12 protein-coding genes are annotated in these 19,993 nt (G+C 26.2%); 11 read left to right on the forward strand and 1 reads right to left on the reverse strand.

The annotated features are described in order from the left end of the window. The first annotated feature begins 165 nt into the window (after positions 1-165). The 11 genes from NG901_RS02455 (at position 166) to NG901_RS02505 (ending at position 18,344) form a co-directional block, all read left to right on the forward strand. On the forward strand, positions 166-1,707 hold the full coding sequence (locus tag NG901_RS02455; RefSeq protein WP_252212164.1) for a 3'-5' exonuclease: 1,542 nt from the start codon (positions 166-168) through the stop codon (positions 1,705-1,707). 79 nt (positions 1,708-1,786) lie between these two features. After that, positions 1,787-3,004, forward strand: a complete 1,218-nt coding sequence (gene trpB / locus NG901_RS02460) for a tryptophan synthase subunit beta (protein ID WP_252212165.1) — start codon at positions 1,787-1,789, stop codon at positions 3,002-3,004. A gap of 570 nt (positions 3,005-3,574) precedes the next feature. Further along, positions 3,575-3,970 (forward strand): BlaI/MecI/CopY family transcriptional regulator, encoded by a 396-nt coding sequence (locus NG901_RS02465; RefSeq protein WP_252212166.1) that lies wholly within the window; start codon positions 3,575-3,577, stop codon positions 3,968-3,970. 27 nt (positions 3,971-3,997) lie between these two features. Next, positions 3,998-6,214 carry a M56 family metallopeptidase gene (locus NG901_RS02470; protein WP_252212167.1) on the forward strand — a complete coding sequence of 739 codons (2,217 nt, stop codon included), beginning with the start codon at positions 3,998-4,000 and terminating at the stop codon, positions 6,212-6,214. A 419-nt stretch (positions 6,215-6,633) separates the two neighbouring features. Then, complete coding sequence (locus tag NG901_RS02475) at positions 6,634-7,134, forward strand: hypothetical protein (protein ID WP_252212168.1); 501 nt, start codon at positions 6,634-6,636, stop codon at positions 7,132-7,134. 246 nt (positions 7,135-7,380) lie between these two features. Further along, the gene (locus tag NG901_RS02480) at positions 7,381-8,703 is read left to right on the forward strand and encodes an NCS2 family permease (RefSeq protein ID WP_252212169.1); all 1,323 of its coding nucleotides are present in this window, start codon (positions 7,381-7,383) and stop codon (positions 8,701-8,703) included. Positions 8,704-8,961: 258 nt separating this feature from the next. Continuing rightward, on the forward strand, positions 8,962-11,025 hold the full coding sequence (locus NG901_RS02485; RefSeq protein WP_252212170.1) for a methyl-accepting chemotaxis protein: 2,064 nt from the start codon (positions 8,962-8,964) through the stop codon (positions 11,023-11,025). A 452-nt stretch (positions 11,026-11,477) separates the two neighbouring features. Then, positions 11,478-11,705 (forward strand): hypothetical protein, encoded by a 228-nt coding sequence (locus NG901_RS02490; protein ID WP_252212171.1) that lies wholly within the window; start codon positions 11,478-11,480, stop codon positions 11,703-11,705. Positions 11,706-12,053: 348 nt separating this feature from the next. Beyond that, entirely contained in the window at positions 12,054-15,071 is a 3,018-nt protein-coding gene (locus tag NG901_RS02495) for a hypothetical protein (protein ID WP_252212172.1), read from the forward strand. Continuing rightward, entirely contained in the window at positions 15,061-16,869 is a 1,809-nt protein-coding gene (locus NG901_RS02500) for an SWIM zinc finger family protein (protein ID WP_252212173.1), read from the forward strand. Before NG901_RS02495 ends, NG901_RS02500 begins: the two co-directional genes overlap by 11 nt. Then, the gene (locus tag NG901_RS02505) at positions 16,866-18,344 is read left to right on the forward strand and encodes a reverse transcriptase family protein (protein ID WP_252212174.1); all 1,479 of its coding nucleotides are present in this window, start codon (positions 16,866-16,868) and stop codon (positions 18,342-18,344) included. The genes NG901_RS02500 and NG901_RS02505 overlap by 4 nt, the downstream gene beginning before the upstream one ends. A gap of 428 nt (positions 18,345-18,772) precedes the next feature. Here the strand turns inward: NG901_RS02505 and zupT are convergent, their stop codons facing one another. Next, positions 18,773-19,576: a zinc transporter ZupT gene (gene zupT / locus NG901_RS02510; RefSeq protein ID WP_252212175.1), complete on the reverse strand. Its 804-nt coding sequence runs from the start codon at positions 19,574-19,576 to the stop codon at positions 18,773-18,775. Positions 19,577-19,993 lie beyond the last annotated feature (417 nt).

Here is a 19,993-nt window from a genome sequence, read left to right on the forward strand (position 1 = left end):
TCTATTTAACAGGGTTATTTTTGTGTAGAAAAATATATTTAGATATAAATAATTTTTTCTTTCAATTCACAGTGAATCAAAACTTTACATAGCGTTACATAATATAGTACAATTAGTATATGAAATTTCCAAAAAATAGAAATAATTAGATAAAGAGGGGTAGAAATGCAACTTAATATAGAACAAAAAAGAATAATTGCAAATAAACCAAATGGTCATTCATTAATAAAAGGGGTAGCAGGTTCTGGGAAAACTACTGTTGCAGTAAATAAAATTCCACTATTATTAAGACATTATTGTCCACTTAAAGATGACAAAGTACTTATGGTAACTTATAATAAATCACTAAAACAATATGTATCAAATATATATGATAAAGTCAAAGATAAGGTTAATGTTCAGGTAAATCTATTTGATGAGGACAACAGTTTGAAGTTATACATTAAAAGAATAGACGATATACTTTTTGATTATTTCAATGAATATAAAAAACAGAATAATATAAATATAGAACTTGCTTCGCGTAAAGAATGTAAATGTGAACTAATTAATGCTATAAATTTTATTGGTAATATATATAAAGATGTAAAAATCATAGATTCTAAGTATCTTCAGTTTATTAAAGAAGAGATTATGTGGATAAAAGCATGTAATTATATAGATCTTGAGGAATATCAGTTGGTTGATAGAATAGGAAGAATAAGTAATATAAATAATGATGGTCCTCAAAAACTCAGAAAAAATTCAGAAAAGAGAAGAGCAATATTTGAGGTCTTGTTAAAATATAATAGTAATTTACAGAATATAAATAAAGTTGATTTTCAAGATATGGCACTATTAGCATTAAATCAAGCAAAACAATATCCTATTGAAAAGTATACTCATATTTTAATAGATGAAAGTCAAGATTTAACTAGAGTTGAATTGGAATTTTTAAAGGCTTTGTACGATAAAAAACCATATTCCAGTATAACATTTATTTCAGATGCAGCTCAAAGCATATACCATCAAGCTTGGTTAATAAAAAATCGTTCATTTGCTAGCTTAGGATATGATATGACTGGTAAATCTAATTTATTAAGTAAAAATTATAGAACAACGGCTCAAATAGCTGAGGCAGCATTCAGTTTAATTGATATTCATAAAGATTTACTACAAAATGACAACTTAGTTAAACCTAATTTGATAGACAAGCAAGGTGATTATCCAACCTATGAAAATTTTGAAAGTAAATTTGAAGAATGTATATATATAGTAAATTTAATAAATGAAACTCTCAAAGAAGGATATAAATTAAAAGATATAGTAATAATTGCTAGATTAAAAAAACAGTTAAAAGAATTTAGGAAATGCTTACAAGCTTATGATATACTATGTTCAATTTTTAATGATAATGATGAAATAAACTTTTCAGAAGATGAGGTAAAACTTGTAACTATGCACTCTGTAAAAGGACTTGAATTTAAAGTTGTTATAATTGCAGGTCTAAATGCTAAAGTAATGCCACTATGTCCAGTTAAAAATGAAGAAGAGGATATGGACATGCTAGAATTTAGAGAAAGAAAGTTACTTTATGTTGGAATGACAAGAGCTACTGAAAAATTATTTTTAACATCACATGGTATGCCTTCTAAATTTATTAGAGATATAAATGATAAATACTTAAGAATGAATATAGATGGTAATATGAGAGAAAATTGTAAATAAAAAGTATATATAGTATAATTTTATATGTAAATGTTTAAATAGGTAAATTTAAACTTAAAGCATATAAGGGGGATTGTAAATGGATTTTCGAACATATTTAAAGAAGTATCCAGATAAAAATGGTCGTTTTGGTCAATACGGTGGGGCATACTTAACAGCTGAACTAATTCCAGCTTTTGAGGAGATTGCTGATGCATATCAAACGATTTGTCATTCTTCACAGTTTATTAATGAACTTAGAAGAATCCGTAAAGAATTTCAAGGTAGACCTACACCAGTTTATCATTGCGAAAGACTATCTAGAGCAATAGGGAATTGTCAAATTTATTTAAAAAGAGAAGATTTAAATCATACAGGGGCACACAAATTAAATCATTGTATGGGTGAAGGATTACTTGCTAAATTTATGGGGAAAAAGCGTTTGATTGCAGAAACAGGAGCAGGACAACATGGTGTGGCGCTTGCAACAGCTGCTGCATTTTTTGGATTGGAATGTGAAATTCACATGGGAGAAGTTGATATTGCAAAGCAAGCGCCAAATGTAACTAGGATGAAAATATTAGGAGCTAAAGTTGTTCCAGTAACTCATGGTTTAAAAACTTTAAAAGAAGCTGTGGATTCTGCTTTTAATTCATATGCTAAAAATTATAAGGATTCAATTTACTGTATAGGATCAGCATTAGGTCCACATCCATTTCCACTTATGGTAAGAGATTTTCAAGCTGTTGTTGGTTATGAAGCTAAAGATCAATTTAAGGAAATGACAGGTTTTTTACCAGATGTAGTTACAGCTTGTGTAGGTGGGGGAAGTAATGCTGCTGGAATGTTTATACCTTTTTTAGAGGAACCAGTTGAAATAATTGGAATAGAGCCATTAGGTAGAGGTGAAAAATTAGGAGACCATGCTGCCTCTATGAAGTATGGAGAAAAAGGCGTTATGCATGGATTTGAAAGCATAATGCTAAAAGATAAAAATGGTGAACCGGCACCAGTATATTCTATAGCTAGTGGTCTTGATTATCCATCAGTTGGTCCTGAACATGCATTTTTAAGAGAATTAGGACGAGTAGATTATAAAGTTATAAATGATGAAGAGGCTATGGAAGCATTCTTTAAATTATCAAGATATGAAGGAATTATACCAGCAATTGAAAGTTCACATGCTGTTGCATACGCAATGAAAAAAGCTAAAGAAATGAAACAAGGGTCTATTTTAGTTTGCTTAAGTGGACGTGGTGATAAAGATATTGATTATGTTGTTGAACATTATGGATATGGAGAACAATATTTTAAATAGGATTTAATTAAAAACCACTTAAATATTTTAAAAGATATTTAAGTGGTTTTTAATTTATATACTAAATTTTTATTACATACAATCTCATCAGAAAGATGGATAAAATGTAGATTAGAGTTGTAGATTTAAATAAGCTTAATATATTTAAGTATAAATATATAACAAATAATATATTATACTTAAGATAGAGATATAGATTAAACTTTTGTAAGAAATCTGAGAGGATGAAAAAGTAATGAAAAAATTCAATCTGGAGAATTTTATATTATCAATATTAAGGTTAATAGGAAGCATAGTTATTATATATGTGCTTATTCATATATTTTATAAACATAAATAATAAGTTTTATTTAAGGTAAGATTTAGGTAGAGGATAAAGATTTAATATTTAAATAAAAAAAATGAGGATAGTACATTTATAATAATATTTTTTAAAATTATAAGTGATAAAATGAAAAAACAATTGAAATTGGAATAAATGTAAAAATATTCTTGACATTATAAATCTACAAGTGTAGACTTAAATTAATGATTTACATTTGTAGATTTAAAAGAAAGGAGATGTACTTTTTGAGTGAAATTCCTAAAATATCAGAAGCTGAATGGGAAGTAATGAAAACTTTATGGAAAACAAATCCTTTAACATCTGAAGAAATAATAGAAGCATTGAGTTTAAAAATGAGTTGGTCAAAACAAACTATAAAAACTTTTATAACAAGACTTATAAAAAAAGGGGTTATAGGTTTTAAAAAAGATGGTAGAGTATATAATTACTATCCTTTAATTTCTGAGGGAGATTGTATGAAGTTTGAAAATAAATCTTTTATTAAAAAAGTATATGATGGAGCTTTAAATATTCTTTTTAGTAGCTTCTTAGAAGATGAGAATCTATCTATTGATGAAATTGAAGAATTAGAGAAAATTCTTAAAGAAAAAAAAGAAAAAATCAATATAAAAGATTTTTAACTAGATAACGAGAAGGGGTATATTTTTATGGGGAGTTTAGAAAAGGTTTTTTTATGGTTTTTTCAAACATCTTTAACAGCAGCTATCATTATTTTAATAATAATTCTGATTTTAAAAATGTTTAATAATCATATTAGTGTGCGGATTAAACATGGATTGTGGATTTTAGTAATGTTAAGACTTCTTGTGCCTGTAATTCCAGAGGTAAATATAAATTTATTTGATATTTTTAGTGATAAATATACAAATAGTTTACAGGAAATGATATTAGATACCTCAGGTAAAAATAGAGAAATTTCCATAGGATATAATAATTACAATAATGATACAAAGAAGATAGAAAAAATTAATGATTATGAAAAAAATAAAGAAGAATCTATAAATAAACAAATATGGATTTCTAATTTTATAAAGATAGCTTCTTTAATTTGGATTATAGGGATAATCGTTTTAAGCTTAACATTCATATTATCTTTAATGAGATTTAAAAGAAAAATTATACCTTTAGAAATATATAAAGATTTTAAAATTAAATCTATAATCAACAATTTAAAAGATAAGTTAAATATAAATTCAAAAATTCAAATTTTTATATATGATGGAATAAAAAGTCCTGGAATATTTGGAATTTTAAAGCCTAAAATTTATATACCACAATATGTTTTGAAAATGGAAGATTACAATAAACTATCCTATAGTCTATTACATGAGCTTATGCACTATAAAAGAAAAGACTTATATTATAACTTTCTTAGTATAGTAGCTCTTTGTATACATTGGTTTAATCCTTTAGTATGGATTGCTATAAATAAAATGAAGTTGTATAGAGAATATGCTTGTGATGCATGTGTTTTAGAGTGCCTTGAAGAAAAAGAAAGAATAGATTATGGTATGACGCTTATAGATTTTTCAAGAATGTTTTTTAATAAAAAAGAGCAATCTAGATTGCTAATTTGTTTTGAAAATAATAACCAAATAAAAAGGAGAATTAAAATGATAAAAGACTTTAAAAAAGGTTCATATAAAGTATCAACAGTTGCTATATTAAGTTGTTTAGTAGCGACAATAGCAATATTTACAAACAGTATTCAAGTAAAAGGATTTGATAATGATAATGTTTCAAAAATAATATCTAATAAAGAAGAAAATTCTAAATTTTTAATTGATGCACCTTTAAAATCTTATGATGATATTAAAAAAGCACAAGAAATAGCAGGATTTAAATTCAAAGTACCAGATTATATTTTAGATGGAAATGAAGTTGGAGCTGGATTTCAAGTCATAAAAGTGTCTGATAAAGAAAATGCAGTACAAATGTTTTTTGATAATAACAATGAAAGAAACAATGAATTTTCATTAATCACAGGAGTATCAGATCCAATAGAGATAATAAAAAAATCAGAAAGCTTACGTGCACTACAAGAAGAGTTTAAAGTAGAAAGTGAAAGAAATTTAGTAGACTTTAATGGAATTCATGGAGAAGAGGTTACTGTTACAATTACTTCTCCAGAAAGAAAAATAGAAGATATTGATATTGTGATCAAAGAAATGAAGGAAATAAATAGATATTTTGTGTGGAAAGATTCTGGTATATGTTATATCTTAAATTATAATAAGCAATGTAAAAATGAAGATGAAATTAATCAATGGACAAGTATTGATAAAGATAATATATTTAAAATAGCAAAATCTTTGAAGTATTCAGAAGATATAAAAAACGTAAATTACTATCCAACAAGAGAAGTTTCAACAGAAATAGGAGTAATGAGTATATATGATAAAGGAGACTTAGAGAAAGCTGAAAAAATTCTTGGATTTAATCCTAAATTTCCATTAAAAGTAGATAAAGATATAAAAATAACTGGGTCAGGAGTTGGGATAACAGGAGATTCTGATATAGAAAACAATATTATAAATTACGAAATGAATAATTTTTATGTTGGTAAAAATTTGAGAATTACTTTTACAGCTAAAAAAGATTTAAAGTTTTATGATGATATAAAGAAAAATGAATATTTTATTAATGAAAATACAGAAGATAATATACCTAAAAAGATTAATGTAAAAAAATTAAACATTAATAATAATGAGGTATTTAAATACGAAGAAAGCAATGAGTATAATTATTGTTTAGTATATATTTGGAAAGAAAATGATGTTTGTTATTCAATTGCTTTATTTAATGAAGTTGATAATCCAGATAAAATAGCTGAAGAATTTGTTAATTCTAAATCTATATATTAATTATCATAGTAATCAAAACTTATATAAATATATGTTATAGAATTAAGTTTTTGTAAACATATAAGATGATGATAAGTATAATATTTTCATATTAAATTATTTTAATAGAGATAATTTAAGAGAATATTATGCTTATTTTAGTGCTCTTTAATTATTAAAATCATATTATAAATGTAATCTATATTAAAAATTAATATAGTATTAAATTATGTGTGTTTACAATCTTATAAGATGTATCATTAAATTATTTTGAAGTTCATATAATTACTATAGCCACCATATCTAAATATATACATGGGGAAATATTTAGATATAATCATATACTAATGTAATTGGAATCTTAATGTAATAATAAATTTCCATTAAAATAAAATTTTGTATTGCAAATTAAGACAATAAAGTAAAGGAGTTGAAAGGAGTTGAAACAAAATTCAAATTATAAACATAATAACTCTCATAATAGTAGAAAATATAATGAATATATAAAAACTAATAACACAAAAAATTTCACTGAAGATGATATAGAATTATTAAGATTATTAGATACACAAAAATGTGCTCAAACAATATCTATATATGCAAACATACTTTCTTATATATCAACACTAGAAGGTATTGAGTTAATTTATAGTAAATATAATAAGGAAGTAAATTCAAATGAGTTACCTAATCCTGATATTCCAGCATTACAATCAGTTTATCTTGGTTTAATTTCAAGATCAATGACTACAGAAATAGGATTTATTAAATACAATAAATTATATAAAAAATATATTAATGGAGAAATTACTTATTCACTTAGACCTAATATAGATATTAATTTAGGAAATATTTTTGGCTTGATATCTTCATATTATACATTAAATGGTACAAAAGGTATTTATAAGAGAAATATTGATCAACCTATATTTGGAATTTAAGATTATCTATCTATAATATAGATTAATTATTAAAAACTTAACTATAAAAAATAGAAAATTATAATGATTGCAAAAATAAAAAACGAATAATGAGAAAGATAGATATATATTAATATTCGTATAAACATCATAAAAAGCGAAAATAAGTACTAAAATATCGTAAAATATTCACAAAAGTGTTGCAATATATCGAAAAATAACTTATTATAGTTCAGGTGGAAAAAAGATTTACGAAAGAGTGGTTTTATGAAGAAATTATTTGAAAAGAATGGAATGTTAGATAACTATTTCGGACTTACTGAAAAAAATACAAATGTTAAGACAGAAATTATAGCAGGTATTACTACCTTTATGACTATGGCGTACATATTAATAGTAAATCCAACTATATTATCAGCAGCTGGAATGGATAGTGGAGCAGTGTTTACTGCTACAGCACTATCAGCAGTAGTTGCAACTTTGATAATGGGTTTATATGCCAAATTACCATTTGCTCAAGCGCCAGGTATGGGTTTAAATGCATTTTTTGCATTTACAATAGTTCTTGGTATGGGATATTCATATCAATTTGCATTAACAGCAGTACTTTTAGAAGGTATTATATTTATTTTATTAACCTTATTCAATGTGCGTGAAGCTATTGTTGATTCAATACCAGAAAACATTAAAAAAGCAATTTCAGTTGGTATTGGTTTATTTATTGCACTAATAGGTTTTGAAGGGGCAGGAATTATAGTTCACCCTGAAGATAATTCAACAATTCTTGCACTTGGGAATATAACAAGTGGAACAGCACTACTTGCAATAATAGGTATCGTAATTACAGGTATTCTTTTAGCAAGGAATATTAAAGGTGCATTATTTATTGGAATGATTGCTACAGCTGTAATAGGAATTCCTTTTGGAATTACTCCAACACCTAATAGTATAATGAGTGTACCACCATCAATTAGTTCAGTTTTCTTTAAATTTGAGTGGAATAATATATTTTCTTTAGATATGGTAGTTGCTTTATTTACATTATTATTTATGGATATGTTTGATACAATAGGAACTTTAGTTGGAGTAACAACAAAAGCAAAAATGTTGGATGAAAATGGAAAAGTTCCAAATATAAAGAAAGCTCTTTTTGCAGATGCAATAGGAACTACGTTTGGAGCATGTGTTGGTACAAGTACAGTAAGTACATTTGTAGAAAGTGCCTCAGGAGTTGCGGAAGGTGGAAGAACAGGATTAACAGCAGTATCTACTGCTATAATGTTTGGATTATCATTATTCTTTGCACCTATATTTGCTTCAATTACTCCAGCAGTCACTTGTTCAGCATTAGTATTAGTTGGATTATTTATGATTGAGCCAATAAAACAAATAAATATTTCGGATTTTACAGAAGCTATACCAGCATTTTTAACTATAATTATGATGCCGTTATCTTATAGTATATCAGATGGTATCGTATTTGGAGTTGTTTCATACATACTATTAAAATTATTTACAGGAAAAATAAAGGATATAACTTTAGCTACAGTGGTAATAGGAATAATATTTGTATTAAAATTCTTAATCTAAAAATATTTAAATAACAAAAAACTTCCTTTTAATAAATTAATATTGAAGGGGAGTTTTTTTATAATAATAACATAATATGTCAAATATTGTTGAATTTTAATGTTTGATAATATATACTTAAAGTAATATTATTTAATACGGTTTCAATTACAGCTTATATCAAAATATTAAAAATGAATAATTTGATTATATATAATATTAACGAAAGCTGGGATATTAAAACTTAATTTTACAGATATGGAAGGAGAGTATATAATTATGAAAAAATATAGAAGTATACAAACTAGATTTTTACAACTATCAGTAGGAATGATTTGTTTGTTTTTGGTAATAATGATGACTTTTATTTCTTATAGAATAAGTGTACAAGCTAAAAGTGAATACATTAATAACTCCAATGAACAAATGAACATTGTATCAAGTGCAATTAATAATTTCTACAATCAAGTTGATGCTAATATTAATATGATGGCCACAAATCCTACTGTAATGAAAGGTGATGCAACTATTACTAAATATAAAGACAATAGTACTAAAGTTGACATGACACCTTCCATAAATGGAGGAATTGAACAGGAAATATATGAAGTTTTCGATCAATACGCTGCAAGTCATCCAGAAACTAAATATATTTATTTAGCTACAAAAGATGGTGGATATATTAATTGGCCAGAAACATATATACCGGAAAAATATGATCCTACAATAAGACAGTGGTATAAACTTGCTATTGATGGTAACGGAGAAATTAAAAGGACAGAACCGTACATAGATACTACTAATACAATGATTACAAGCAATGCCAGAATTGTTAAAGATACTGATGGAAACGTTATTGGTGCTGTGGGGATTGATGTTGAACAGTCTTCTATAAGTAACATATTAAATAATATGAAGACTGGAAAAACTGGATTTTTTATGATTGTTCATAAAAATGGAACAATTATGGCAGATGGAAACAATGAAGAAAATAATTTTAAAAACATAAAAGATGTCAATATAGAGAATTTAGATAATTTATTAAAAGGAGATTCTAAGCAATTTAATGTTAATATTGGTGGAGAAAAATATTTTGTAAATTCTAAGGGAGTTGAAGGTACAGAATGGAATCTGGCAGCTCTTATTTCAGAAAAAGAATTAAAACAAAATATGATACAAACTAACATTGTATTTTTATGTATAGCTGTAATTATGGTACTAGCTATAAGTGTGATAATTATTAAAAATGTAAAGAAAATTACTAATCCTATCAAAGAAGCTGCAAAATATTTAGCCGAAATTGGTAAAGGTAATTTTATGATAGAAGTAAATTCTAAGTATCTTAAAAGAGAAGATGAAATTGGAGTTATAATAAATGGCATTCAAGATATGAGAACTGCATTAGTAAACTTAATTTGTAAAATCAAAAGCGAATCAAACTCTATAGAAAATGAAGTTAATAATGTTATAGAAGATGTAAATGTATTAAATTCTAATTTAGAAGATATATCTGCAGCAACTGAAGAGTTAACAGCTAGTGTTGAAGAAACAGCAGCTACTACAGATGAGATGACTACAACTTCAAAAGAAATAGAAAAAGCAATTATATCTATTGCAGATAAGTCAAAAGAAGGTGCAAATAATGCAAAAGAAATTAGTAATAGAGCTAATATAACAAAAGAAAATGTTATAGCATCTCAAAAGAAGGCAAATGATATTTTTATTAATACTAAAGAAAAACTTGAAGAAGCTATTGAATCTTCAGGGGTGGTTAATCAAATTAATATTTTATCTGACGCTATTATGAAAATTACAGAACAAACTAATTTGCTTGCATTAAATGCAGCAATAGAGGCTGCAAGAGCTGGAGATGCAGGAAAAGGATTTTCAGTAGTAGCTGAAGAAATTAGAAAGCTTGCTGAACAATCAAAACATACTGTTTTAGAAATACAAGAAGTAACTAGTAAAGTTACTGGTAGCGTAAATAATCTTTCAAGTAGTGCTAATGAAGTTTTAAAATTTGTATCTATAGATATAGATAAAGATTATAAAACTATGTTAAATGTGGCTAATGTATACAATGAAGATGCTAAAACAATAGGTGATATAATTACTAAATTTAGTATTATTGCTGAAGAACTGATGTGTTCTATGGGAAATATTATGCAGTCAATTGAAGAAGTATCACAAGCATCGTCACAAGGTGCAACTGGAACTGCTGGAATAGCAAATAGAACTTGTGATGTTAATAATAAATCAGTAGAAGTTGTTGAAGAAGTTTCAAAAACAAAACAACATATTGATAAATTAAGAGAAGAAATTTCTAAGTTTAAGATTCAATAATTTAATTAATAGTCGCAATTTGATGAAAAAATTAAATAATAAAGAATAATAGGAATTTTCTTGATGAATTTAATCAAGAAAATTCCTATTTATTTTCTAAAAAAGCATATTTTTTCAAAAAATATGTTGAAATATAATGAAGTATATAGTAAAATAAAAGAGAATTAAGTAATACATAATGCTAATGAGATTTTAGCATATCGAATTATATGACTAATGTTGTATAATAGTGACATATTAGTAAAAATTATATAGTAAGATTTTTACCTGTTGAGACATAATAGAGAAAACACAGGAAAATATTTAAAGTTTTTATATATTTTCTAGTTGTGTTTTTGTTTATTATGTTTTTTTTATATTATTTATTATACCTATAATATCATAATATTGATTTACAAAAAAAGGATAATAAGAATTTTTGTAGAATTATATTTTTAGGAGGGTGAGGTATTATGAATGAAGTAGATGTAGTTGATTTAAATAACAAACAATATAGGAAATTAATTAAAGTGCAAAGAGATGCATATAAAAAAATATTGAGTTTTTGCATAAATAATATAAAAGATATAGAAAAAGCAAAAAAAATAGAAAGGTATATAGAATCAATGGATAAAGCTATAACCAATGAATTGGAGAATATTAGAATAGATAATGAAAAATATATGGATATTAAAATGTAGTTATTTTGTAAACGATTAAAAATATTTTAAAATAAGGCTAACAAATAACTTAAAATATATTCACAATTAAAATAACTTAATGCATTTGTAAAAAAATAAATGTGTTAGGTTATTTTTTTATTTGTCTATGTTTTAGCAGCGTACTGATATATGCATAAGAAAAGTGGACTGAATAATTGGATATATCAACACATATTTAAAACATAGTCTTTTATTTTAAATTATTAATATTTAATATTAAACATAACTGTGATAAAATAGTTTGAAAAGAATTATGTGGAATTAATATTTTGTATTAAATTTAAAACATAGTCTAAAAATATTAAAAGATTAAGGTGGTTTACTGTTATGTCAAAGTTTAAAGAAAACAACTTTTTAAATACAGTTTTTTCTTTCTTAAAATCAAAAGAAGATAAAGTTGATCAAATCGAATTAAATGATAGTGTTGATAGCATAAATTGTCCTATAAAAAACACTAAAACATTAAACCGAGTATGGAAAAAGGATTATAATCCTTTAAGAAGCATAGTTTTATGGGGATGGGATAATAACAATAATCCAAGTTTTCTTATACTTTATGGAAAACATGAGTTTAAAAATACTCAAAGTGATGGAGAATCTGTAACTAGTATTCTTGAAGACGAAGTTAAATATTCTAGTTATGCTATATTTAATGGATGTGAAGGACATTTACCATCTTTTGAATCAGTAAAAATTATACAAGAAGATGGATATTATAATAGGAATAAAGATGAAGAATTTCCTAGAATGTATTATAAAAATGGAGTTGATTATAGTTGGTATTGGAAAAGAGATGAAAATTATTTAGTTAATGAATTCAAAAACTTAGAAGAGGAAAATAAAATAGTATTACCTTACTTTAAAGAAATATCATATGAAGACTGCGTGAAAAATGTACAAGCTAAAAATATAAGTTTTCTTAATTTTAGATTAGCTAATCATCCTAATGAAGTTTTAAATTTGGATGAAGAATATCATAAATACTATTTAGTTATTTATGATATGTTTAGCAATAAAAATATTTATATGAGAAAAAAAAGATTATCTCAATTAATTGAAAGCAATCCACCAAAGGAAATTTACAACTTACTTTTAAAACTTGGAAGTACTGAAATGATATCAGGTTTATTCTTAGAGTTTGCAAGATATAATAATTCATTATTGATAGAAGAAGCAAAAAATATTTTAAAATCAAATATAAATTGGGGCGGCGAAAATTATACAAAAGGTGTAAAACGATGTGTAACAATATATGTAAATATAATAACAGAAGAATTAAGACAAAAAAGAGAAAGCTTTATACGTACACATTTATCAGAAATGGATTTACATCTTATTCATATTAATGGTAAAGATATTCCTTCTAATAAAGTACTTGAAGGAGCACATTATAGAAAGTATGCAGCTCAAGAGCTCTTAAAAGAATACTATGGAAGATATGATTATGAAAAGGGTGAGTGGGTAGAGTCTAGATCTCCTCAGCGTTATAAAGAAGGGATTTACACTGATGGAGTAATGTTAAATACAATTGAATTTAAAAATACAATTCAAGAAGCAGAAGCATATGGATTAGCAGATGTTATTGGTAAAATAGCTTATTATTTAGATTCACCAAGATTAACATATTATTTTAAAGGTACTGGTAAAGGAAAAGAACTAAAATACTTTAAGCGATATGTAAGAAAAATTATGGATTCTTATGCAAAAAATGATGAAGAGAAATTTATAATAGCTATGAAATCTCTTCTAACAAGTTATACAAAGCATGATTATGTATGTAAATTTAAAGGGAATTTTCAATTCAATGATTTTATAAAATATTATTTATATAATGATTTTAAAGAAAAACCTCCAATAGGCTGGGATAATTGGCAAGCTAGAAGTGAGTGGATGCAAAATGATCAATTAATGAAACTTCAAGGGCGATATGAATTTGTTAAGGAAATATGGGACAATCACTTAGATGATGTATTATACATAGCTATAAATTCAAATATTAATCCAATATTTAAGGCATGTTATTATATTTTAAAAGACTCAGAAAGAACCAATGAACTTATAAATAATATGTCATATAAAGAGTTAAGTGATTTAACATTAGTTTCTTATGAACCACTTGCCAACATGTTTATGAACATTCTTACAGAAAAGTTAAATAAACTAGATGAATTTGATTCAAAATTAATGATAGATTTAATCAATAGTAAAAATGAAAATGTTCATGAGCTTGCTATTAGTTTTTTTGAAAGGACTAATGGAAAATTTAAATCTAGTGATATAGTGAATTTCATGTTTTTAAATGATCTTGATAATTGGATAAACTTATTTAAGGAAAGCATTTTATCGTTAAATGAAAAAGAGTATTTAAACTTTGTGAAAGAAATTATAGATAATTCTGATAGATTTAGAAAGACCAATGTTACTTTATCTAAAGAAATTAGAGACTTGCTTTCACTTTCAGTTAATAAACTTAAAGGCATATCTAATAATGAAAAGATGAATTTAATATCATATGTTATTTCATCAATTTTTGAAAAATCTAGTATGCCAGAGTGGACTGAGATATTTGTAGAGGAAGCAATTTTTTCACTTTCATATAAGGAATTAGAGAACCTACTTAATGGAGTTAATATAAAAGATACACAAAAAGCAATTTCAGAAAGAAATAGACAAGTTGTTTCTCTATTAGAATCAATAAAAAATAATGAGATACCTAAGGATTCTCAATTAGTAAGTATATTAGAATCTGCTACAGCGCAAATGATTAAGATATTGTTTGGCATTATTGAAAGAAATAGTGAAGCATTAAGTAAAAGATTTTCTACCCTATTAATTATGTTTGAATCTGATATAACTATACTTAATAAAAAAGCAGAAGAAATTTTTGAGAATATGATTAATGAGGAACAAAAGAAGTTACATGGAATAATAATCGATTCTCCAGTAAACAAAGTTTATCTATTTGGAATTAAAAAATTAAAAGAGATATATGGCGACTTAATTCCTAAAGAATTTATAATTCAAATGTTAGAACATACTTCAAGTGAAGTAAAAGAATATATTTCTAATAAAACAACTGAGATACTTGCAAACTTAGGTGATGGAGATGAGGAACTTTTTATGTATTATGTAAAAACATTGATATTTCTTCCTAATAGAATTTCTAAGAGCAAAGACAGTATATATGAGGTTATACCTAAATTTGCAACTAAATATAAAAATAAATTAAATGAAATCGAAGATATGTTACTAGATATCGGAGGTTCAAATATTATAGTAGATTCAGAACGTGCACTTATGGCATTAGCTAAAATAAGAAAGGGGGCAATGTCTCTTGAAGGTTAAGTATGAATATGCAAGTCCATCTATGTGTCTAAATAAAGGAAATGAAACAGTTTTGGGACTTAGTCCAGATCTTTCAAGAAATGAAAAAGTATCTTTTTTAGGGAAGTTAAAGCATCCACTTATTTTTAGAGATGCAATGCTTATGCTTCGTGAAATTGTTATTTCTGATATGAGTCAAAAAAAGAAAGAAAGAGTTGAATTCTTTGAGTGGCTTGACAAAGAAATTGAAAGAAGAATATTAAAACATGATGAGTATTTGCCAGAAATAAGAAATAGCCTTAATAATGATATGAATACATTATTAAATTCCATTGAGGATAAAAATAAAGAAATATTTAATTTAATTGATATTAAAAACAATCTAAAAAAAGAAATTGATAAACATGATATATGGAAAGATTATTATAAGATTGAAAAAGACTTTTGGAAATTTATAAAGGATAGAGATATGGACCTGTGGTTTGTTTTAGATCCTGTAATAACAGTTCATCCTGATCAAGTATCTTTTGAAGCATTTTCTGTAGATGAGTCTACATATGGATGTTTATCAATTGATATGGAAGAATTTGAGTTACTACAAAAACCATCTTTAGGAACAACTAATATAGATTTTTCAGCTAAATTAGCTAAAGAAATTGATAGATTTAGAACCTATAGTGATGTAAATCTATCTGTTAATCCAGAGGGTTTTGGAGTAGATAGCGGAGTAATGCCTGAACATATGGAAAAGAAAATAGAGCTTCCTGAGACATGGATAAAGGGGTTTAATCAAGTTTCTTCAGCTGCCAGTTTAGGTGGAGTGGATGTTGAGTTATCACCAATGGATATGTATGATATATGTTCATTTTTAAGAAGACATAAAGCAAAAGAAAGTCCAAGATATATGAAGTGGATATTAGAACCTGATAAGCCAATTAAAATTATTTTTGAACCTTTTGGAAAGACTCTTACTCTTAATTCAATTTATAATGGAGAAAAGAAAAGAGAAGAAAAAATATGGGGAAGAAGACGTTGGCTTGTTTTAGAAAAGATAATTCCTTTAGTTAAGTCTTTTAAAGTAAGACTTCTTGGATTTGGAATGCCACAATTTATTATAGGAGATATGGGAGCGATGAAGATGACTATAGGTTTCTCATCATGGTCTTCTAACGATTGGGTAAAAGGGACAGCATTTAACATATTAGGTGGATTTATTGGAGAAGGAAATTACGATAAAGTTTATGAATTATTAAAAGAAAAACGTTTTGCTTCAATAGATAAAATTTATGAAGATTTAACTGAAAGTTCAAAGAGTGAAAACAAAGCAGGAATAGGTATGCTTTTAAGACGTGGAGAAGGTTATTATGATGCAATAAATGACTCTGTAAGATTTAGACGATTATGCAATGAAGAAATTCCAAAAGAATTATATGAAACAACACCTATGGAATTAAAGGTCCAAGAACATATAGATGAAGGCATGGATAACTTTAGGGTGACAATGACAGAAGATAATGAGTTTATTTTTACACATTCGCTAAAGACGCCAAATCCTAAATATAAAAAGTGGAAATATTATAGGACAGATGATTTTAATAGAGAATTTGATTTTACAGAAACTTTAATAAAAATAGATGAAGAAGGTCAGCTTTCAAAAGTTAAATGTGACTGTAGAGATTTTAATAAAGGACCTAGAAATATTTCAGCTCCTTGTTCACATATTTTAGCTTTATATTTAATTTCTACAAAATTTTTAAAGCTAAAATTAGAACCAAATAAAGAATATAAAATTAATGATATTATGGAGACGGTACTATGATGGAGAACCAAGAAAATAATAGAAAAGATTATAGAGAAGCTGTAAATGCAATGGGTAAAAAGGAATTTACCCTTGTAAAGATGCAGGAATATGGGTTTTGGCCACAGAATCTACCTACCCCTTATGAAAGACAAGAAAATGAAACAAGTGAACAGTATGAGAATAGAAAAAATCTATTAGAAAAATATGAAAAAGTAATTGATGAAATTGCTAATTTATATGAAGAAAAAGATAAAATAAATTCAAAGCTAATAGAACTTCAAAAAAAGTACGATGAAACATGGGATTATGAGAAAATAAGATTGGATGTATCTAAGACTATTATGGAGGAATCTATTGCAAGGCGTGCTGAAAGAAAAAAACAAAGAGAACTTGAAAAAAGACAGCGCTCAGAGGAATGGAAGAAAGAAAAAGAAGATAAAATTGTATTTATAGGAAAAGGATATTCTAGTTTACTTAAAGATAAAGAAACTCATAAGGAAAAGTTATTAGCACAAGATTTACCTATTATAAATGATGACAAAGAACTAGCTAGTTTTCTAGGAATAGAATATAAAAAGCTGAGATTTTTAGTTTATCATAGAGATGTAGTATCTGTTGATCATTATTATAGATACACTATTCCTAAAAAAAGAGGAGGAGTTCGTAATATTGCAGCTCCGAAATCAGTATTAAAGAATTCACAAAGAAAAATTTTAGATGACATTCTATTAAAAATTCCTACTAGTGATGAAGCTCATGGATTTTTAAAGGGAAAATCTGTAGTTTCGGCGGCAGAAAGTCATTTTAAACAACCTGAATTGCTTATTAATATAGATCTTGAAGATTTCTTTCCAACAATTACATTTGAAAGAGTAAGAGGAATGTTTAAATCCTTTGGATATTCTGGATATATTGCATCTATGTTAGCAATGATTTGTACATATTGCGAACGTATGAAAATAGAGGTTAGAGGAGAAGAAAAATATATAAAGACATCAAATAGAATTCTTCCACAAGGTTCACCAGCAAGTCCAATGATTACAAATATAATTTGTATAAAATTAGACAAAAGATTAAAAGGACTTTCCTCTAAATATAATTTTACTTATACAAGGTATGCCGATGATATGAGTTTTAGCTTTAATGGGGATGATGATGAATTAAATATTGGCAGATTTATAGGATTAGTTTCAAAGATTGTTAAAGAAGAGGGTTTTAATATAAACAAGGATAAAACAAAATTCTTAAGAAAAAATAATTGTCAATGTATAACAGGTATTGTAATAAATAACGAAGAAATTGGAGTACCTAAAAAATGGATTAAAAAATTAAGGGCTGCTATTTACAATGCTAATAAAGATAAAAATAATGGTGAAGTATTATCTAGTAAAGTTATAAATGAAATATCAGGAATGACATCATGGATAAAAAGTGTTAATGAAAAAAGATACAAAGCTATCATTGATTCTGCAATGGAGTTGATTAATAGTTAGTTATAAAGTTGTTTTAAAAATTATAATATATTAGGTTAATCACATTAGGGGTGATTTTGCTTTTATTAAAGGCTATGTTTTAAAACAGTGTTGATATTGTAGTATAAAGCTCATGGACAGAGGAATTTACTTTAAGAACTCTAAAATAAAGCTTAGTCCAATTAATGCATGTTCCCAATCAAAGATTGTTGACAAGCAATTAATTGTACAAATCTTCATTAAGAGTTCTAAAAAGCAAATTCCAATGCCAGTTCGCCCTTATACTAAAATATCAACATTCACTTAAAACATAGCCTTATTAAAAGTTCAAAATTTGCTCAATGAATAAAATTTAATTTATATTTTAAATAACCGTATAATACCTATACACGCTTAAGAAAATTAATAAACTGTGTAATTTTAAATTTAAATATGAACTAGACTAAATTTTATAGAAATAATAATAAGCTAACAGCCATTAGTATCATACCGCCTACTAGTCCATATATTGAAAGATGATGTTCCCCATATTCTCTTGCAGAGGGAAGAAGTTCATCAAGTGATATAAAAACCATTATACCAGCTACTGCTCCAAAAATAATACCTAATACCGCATTACTAATAAAAGGCATTAAGATTAAATATCCGATAATAGCTCCTAAAGGTTCAGATAATCCAGAAAGAAAAGAATATACAAAAGCTTTTTTCTTATTACCAGTAGCATAATAAACAGGAACTGATACTGCGATACCTTCTGGTATATTATGAATTGCAATAGCTACGGCTATTGGAACTGCTATAGATGGAGATTGAAGGCCAGAAATAAATGTTGCAAGCCCTTCAGGAAAATTATGAATTGCAATAGCTATTGCAGTAAATAATCCTGTTCTTAAAAGTTTGTTATTTGAATTAACTTTATTTGCATTTAAGTCTTCAACTTTATATATATCATGTGGATTTTCTCCAACTGGAATAACTTTATCAATAAGTGCTATAGTAAGCATTCCTCCAAAAAATGATACTACAGTAAGCCAAGAACCAGTCTTTATTCCAAATTGTTCTGTAAGAGCATCTTTAGCTTTAAAAAATATTTCAATCATTGATACATAAATCATAACACCTGCTGAAAAACCAAGACTTATAGAAAGAAATTTAGTATTAGTTTTTTTAGCGAAAAAAGCAAAAGCACTTCCTATGCCTGTACATAATCCTGAAAAAAGAGTTAATGAGAAAGCAAATAAAATATTATTCAATATAATCCCTCCTTTGTAAAAACAATATGTATAATTCAATTGATATTCAATATCAATTGAATTATATTTTATATTATAACTAATTAAAGAATTTTAATCAATAAGATTATTTTATTAAAAAAGTTAAAAAATGTTGAAATTTGGTTTTGTATATGGTATAATTCAATAAATAAGAAAATTAAAAAACATAGATTTTTTGGCCTTTATACTGTGGTGTTGCGCCATGGTGGAGATTTGTCAGACACACATCATTAGGTTGCGCGCAATTCGCTACGCTACCAATACTGTGCACATTAAAAATCGATCCTTCGGTTATGTGACAGTATTGGTGCTACGCTGAAGTGTCACAACCGAATATAAGAATTGTTAGCAAGAAATCTATGTGGTTGTAAAGAGACTATCTTTTATTTTTATAAT

The organism is Clostridium sp. CMCC3677 (genome assembly GCF_023845585.1).
Lineage (GTDB): Bacteria > Bacillota > Clostridia > Clostridiales > Clostridiaceae > Clostridium > Clostridium aquiflavi.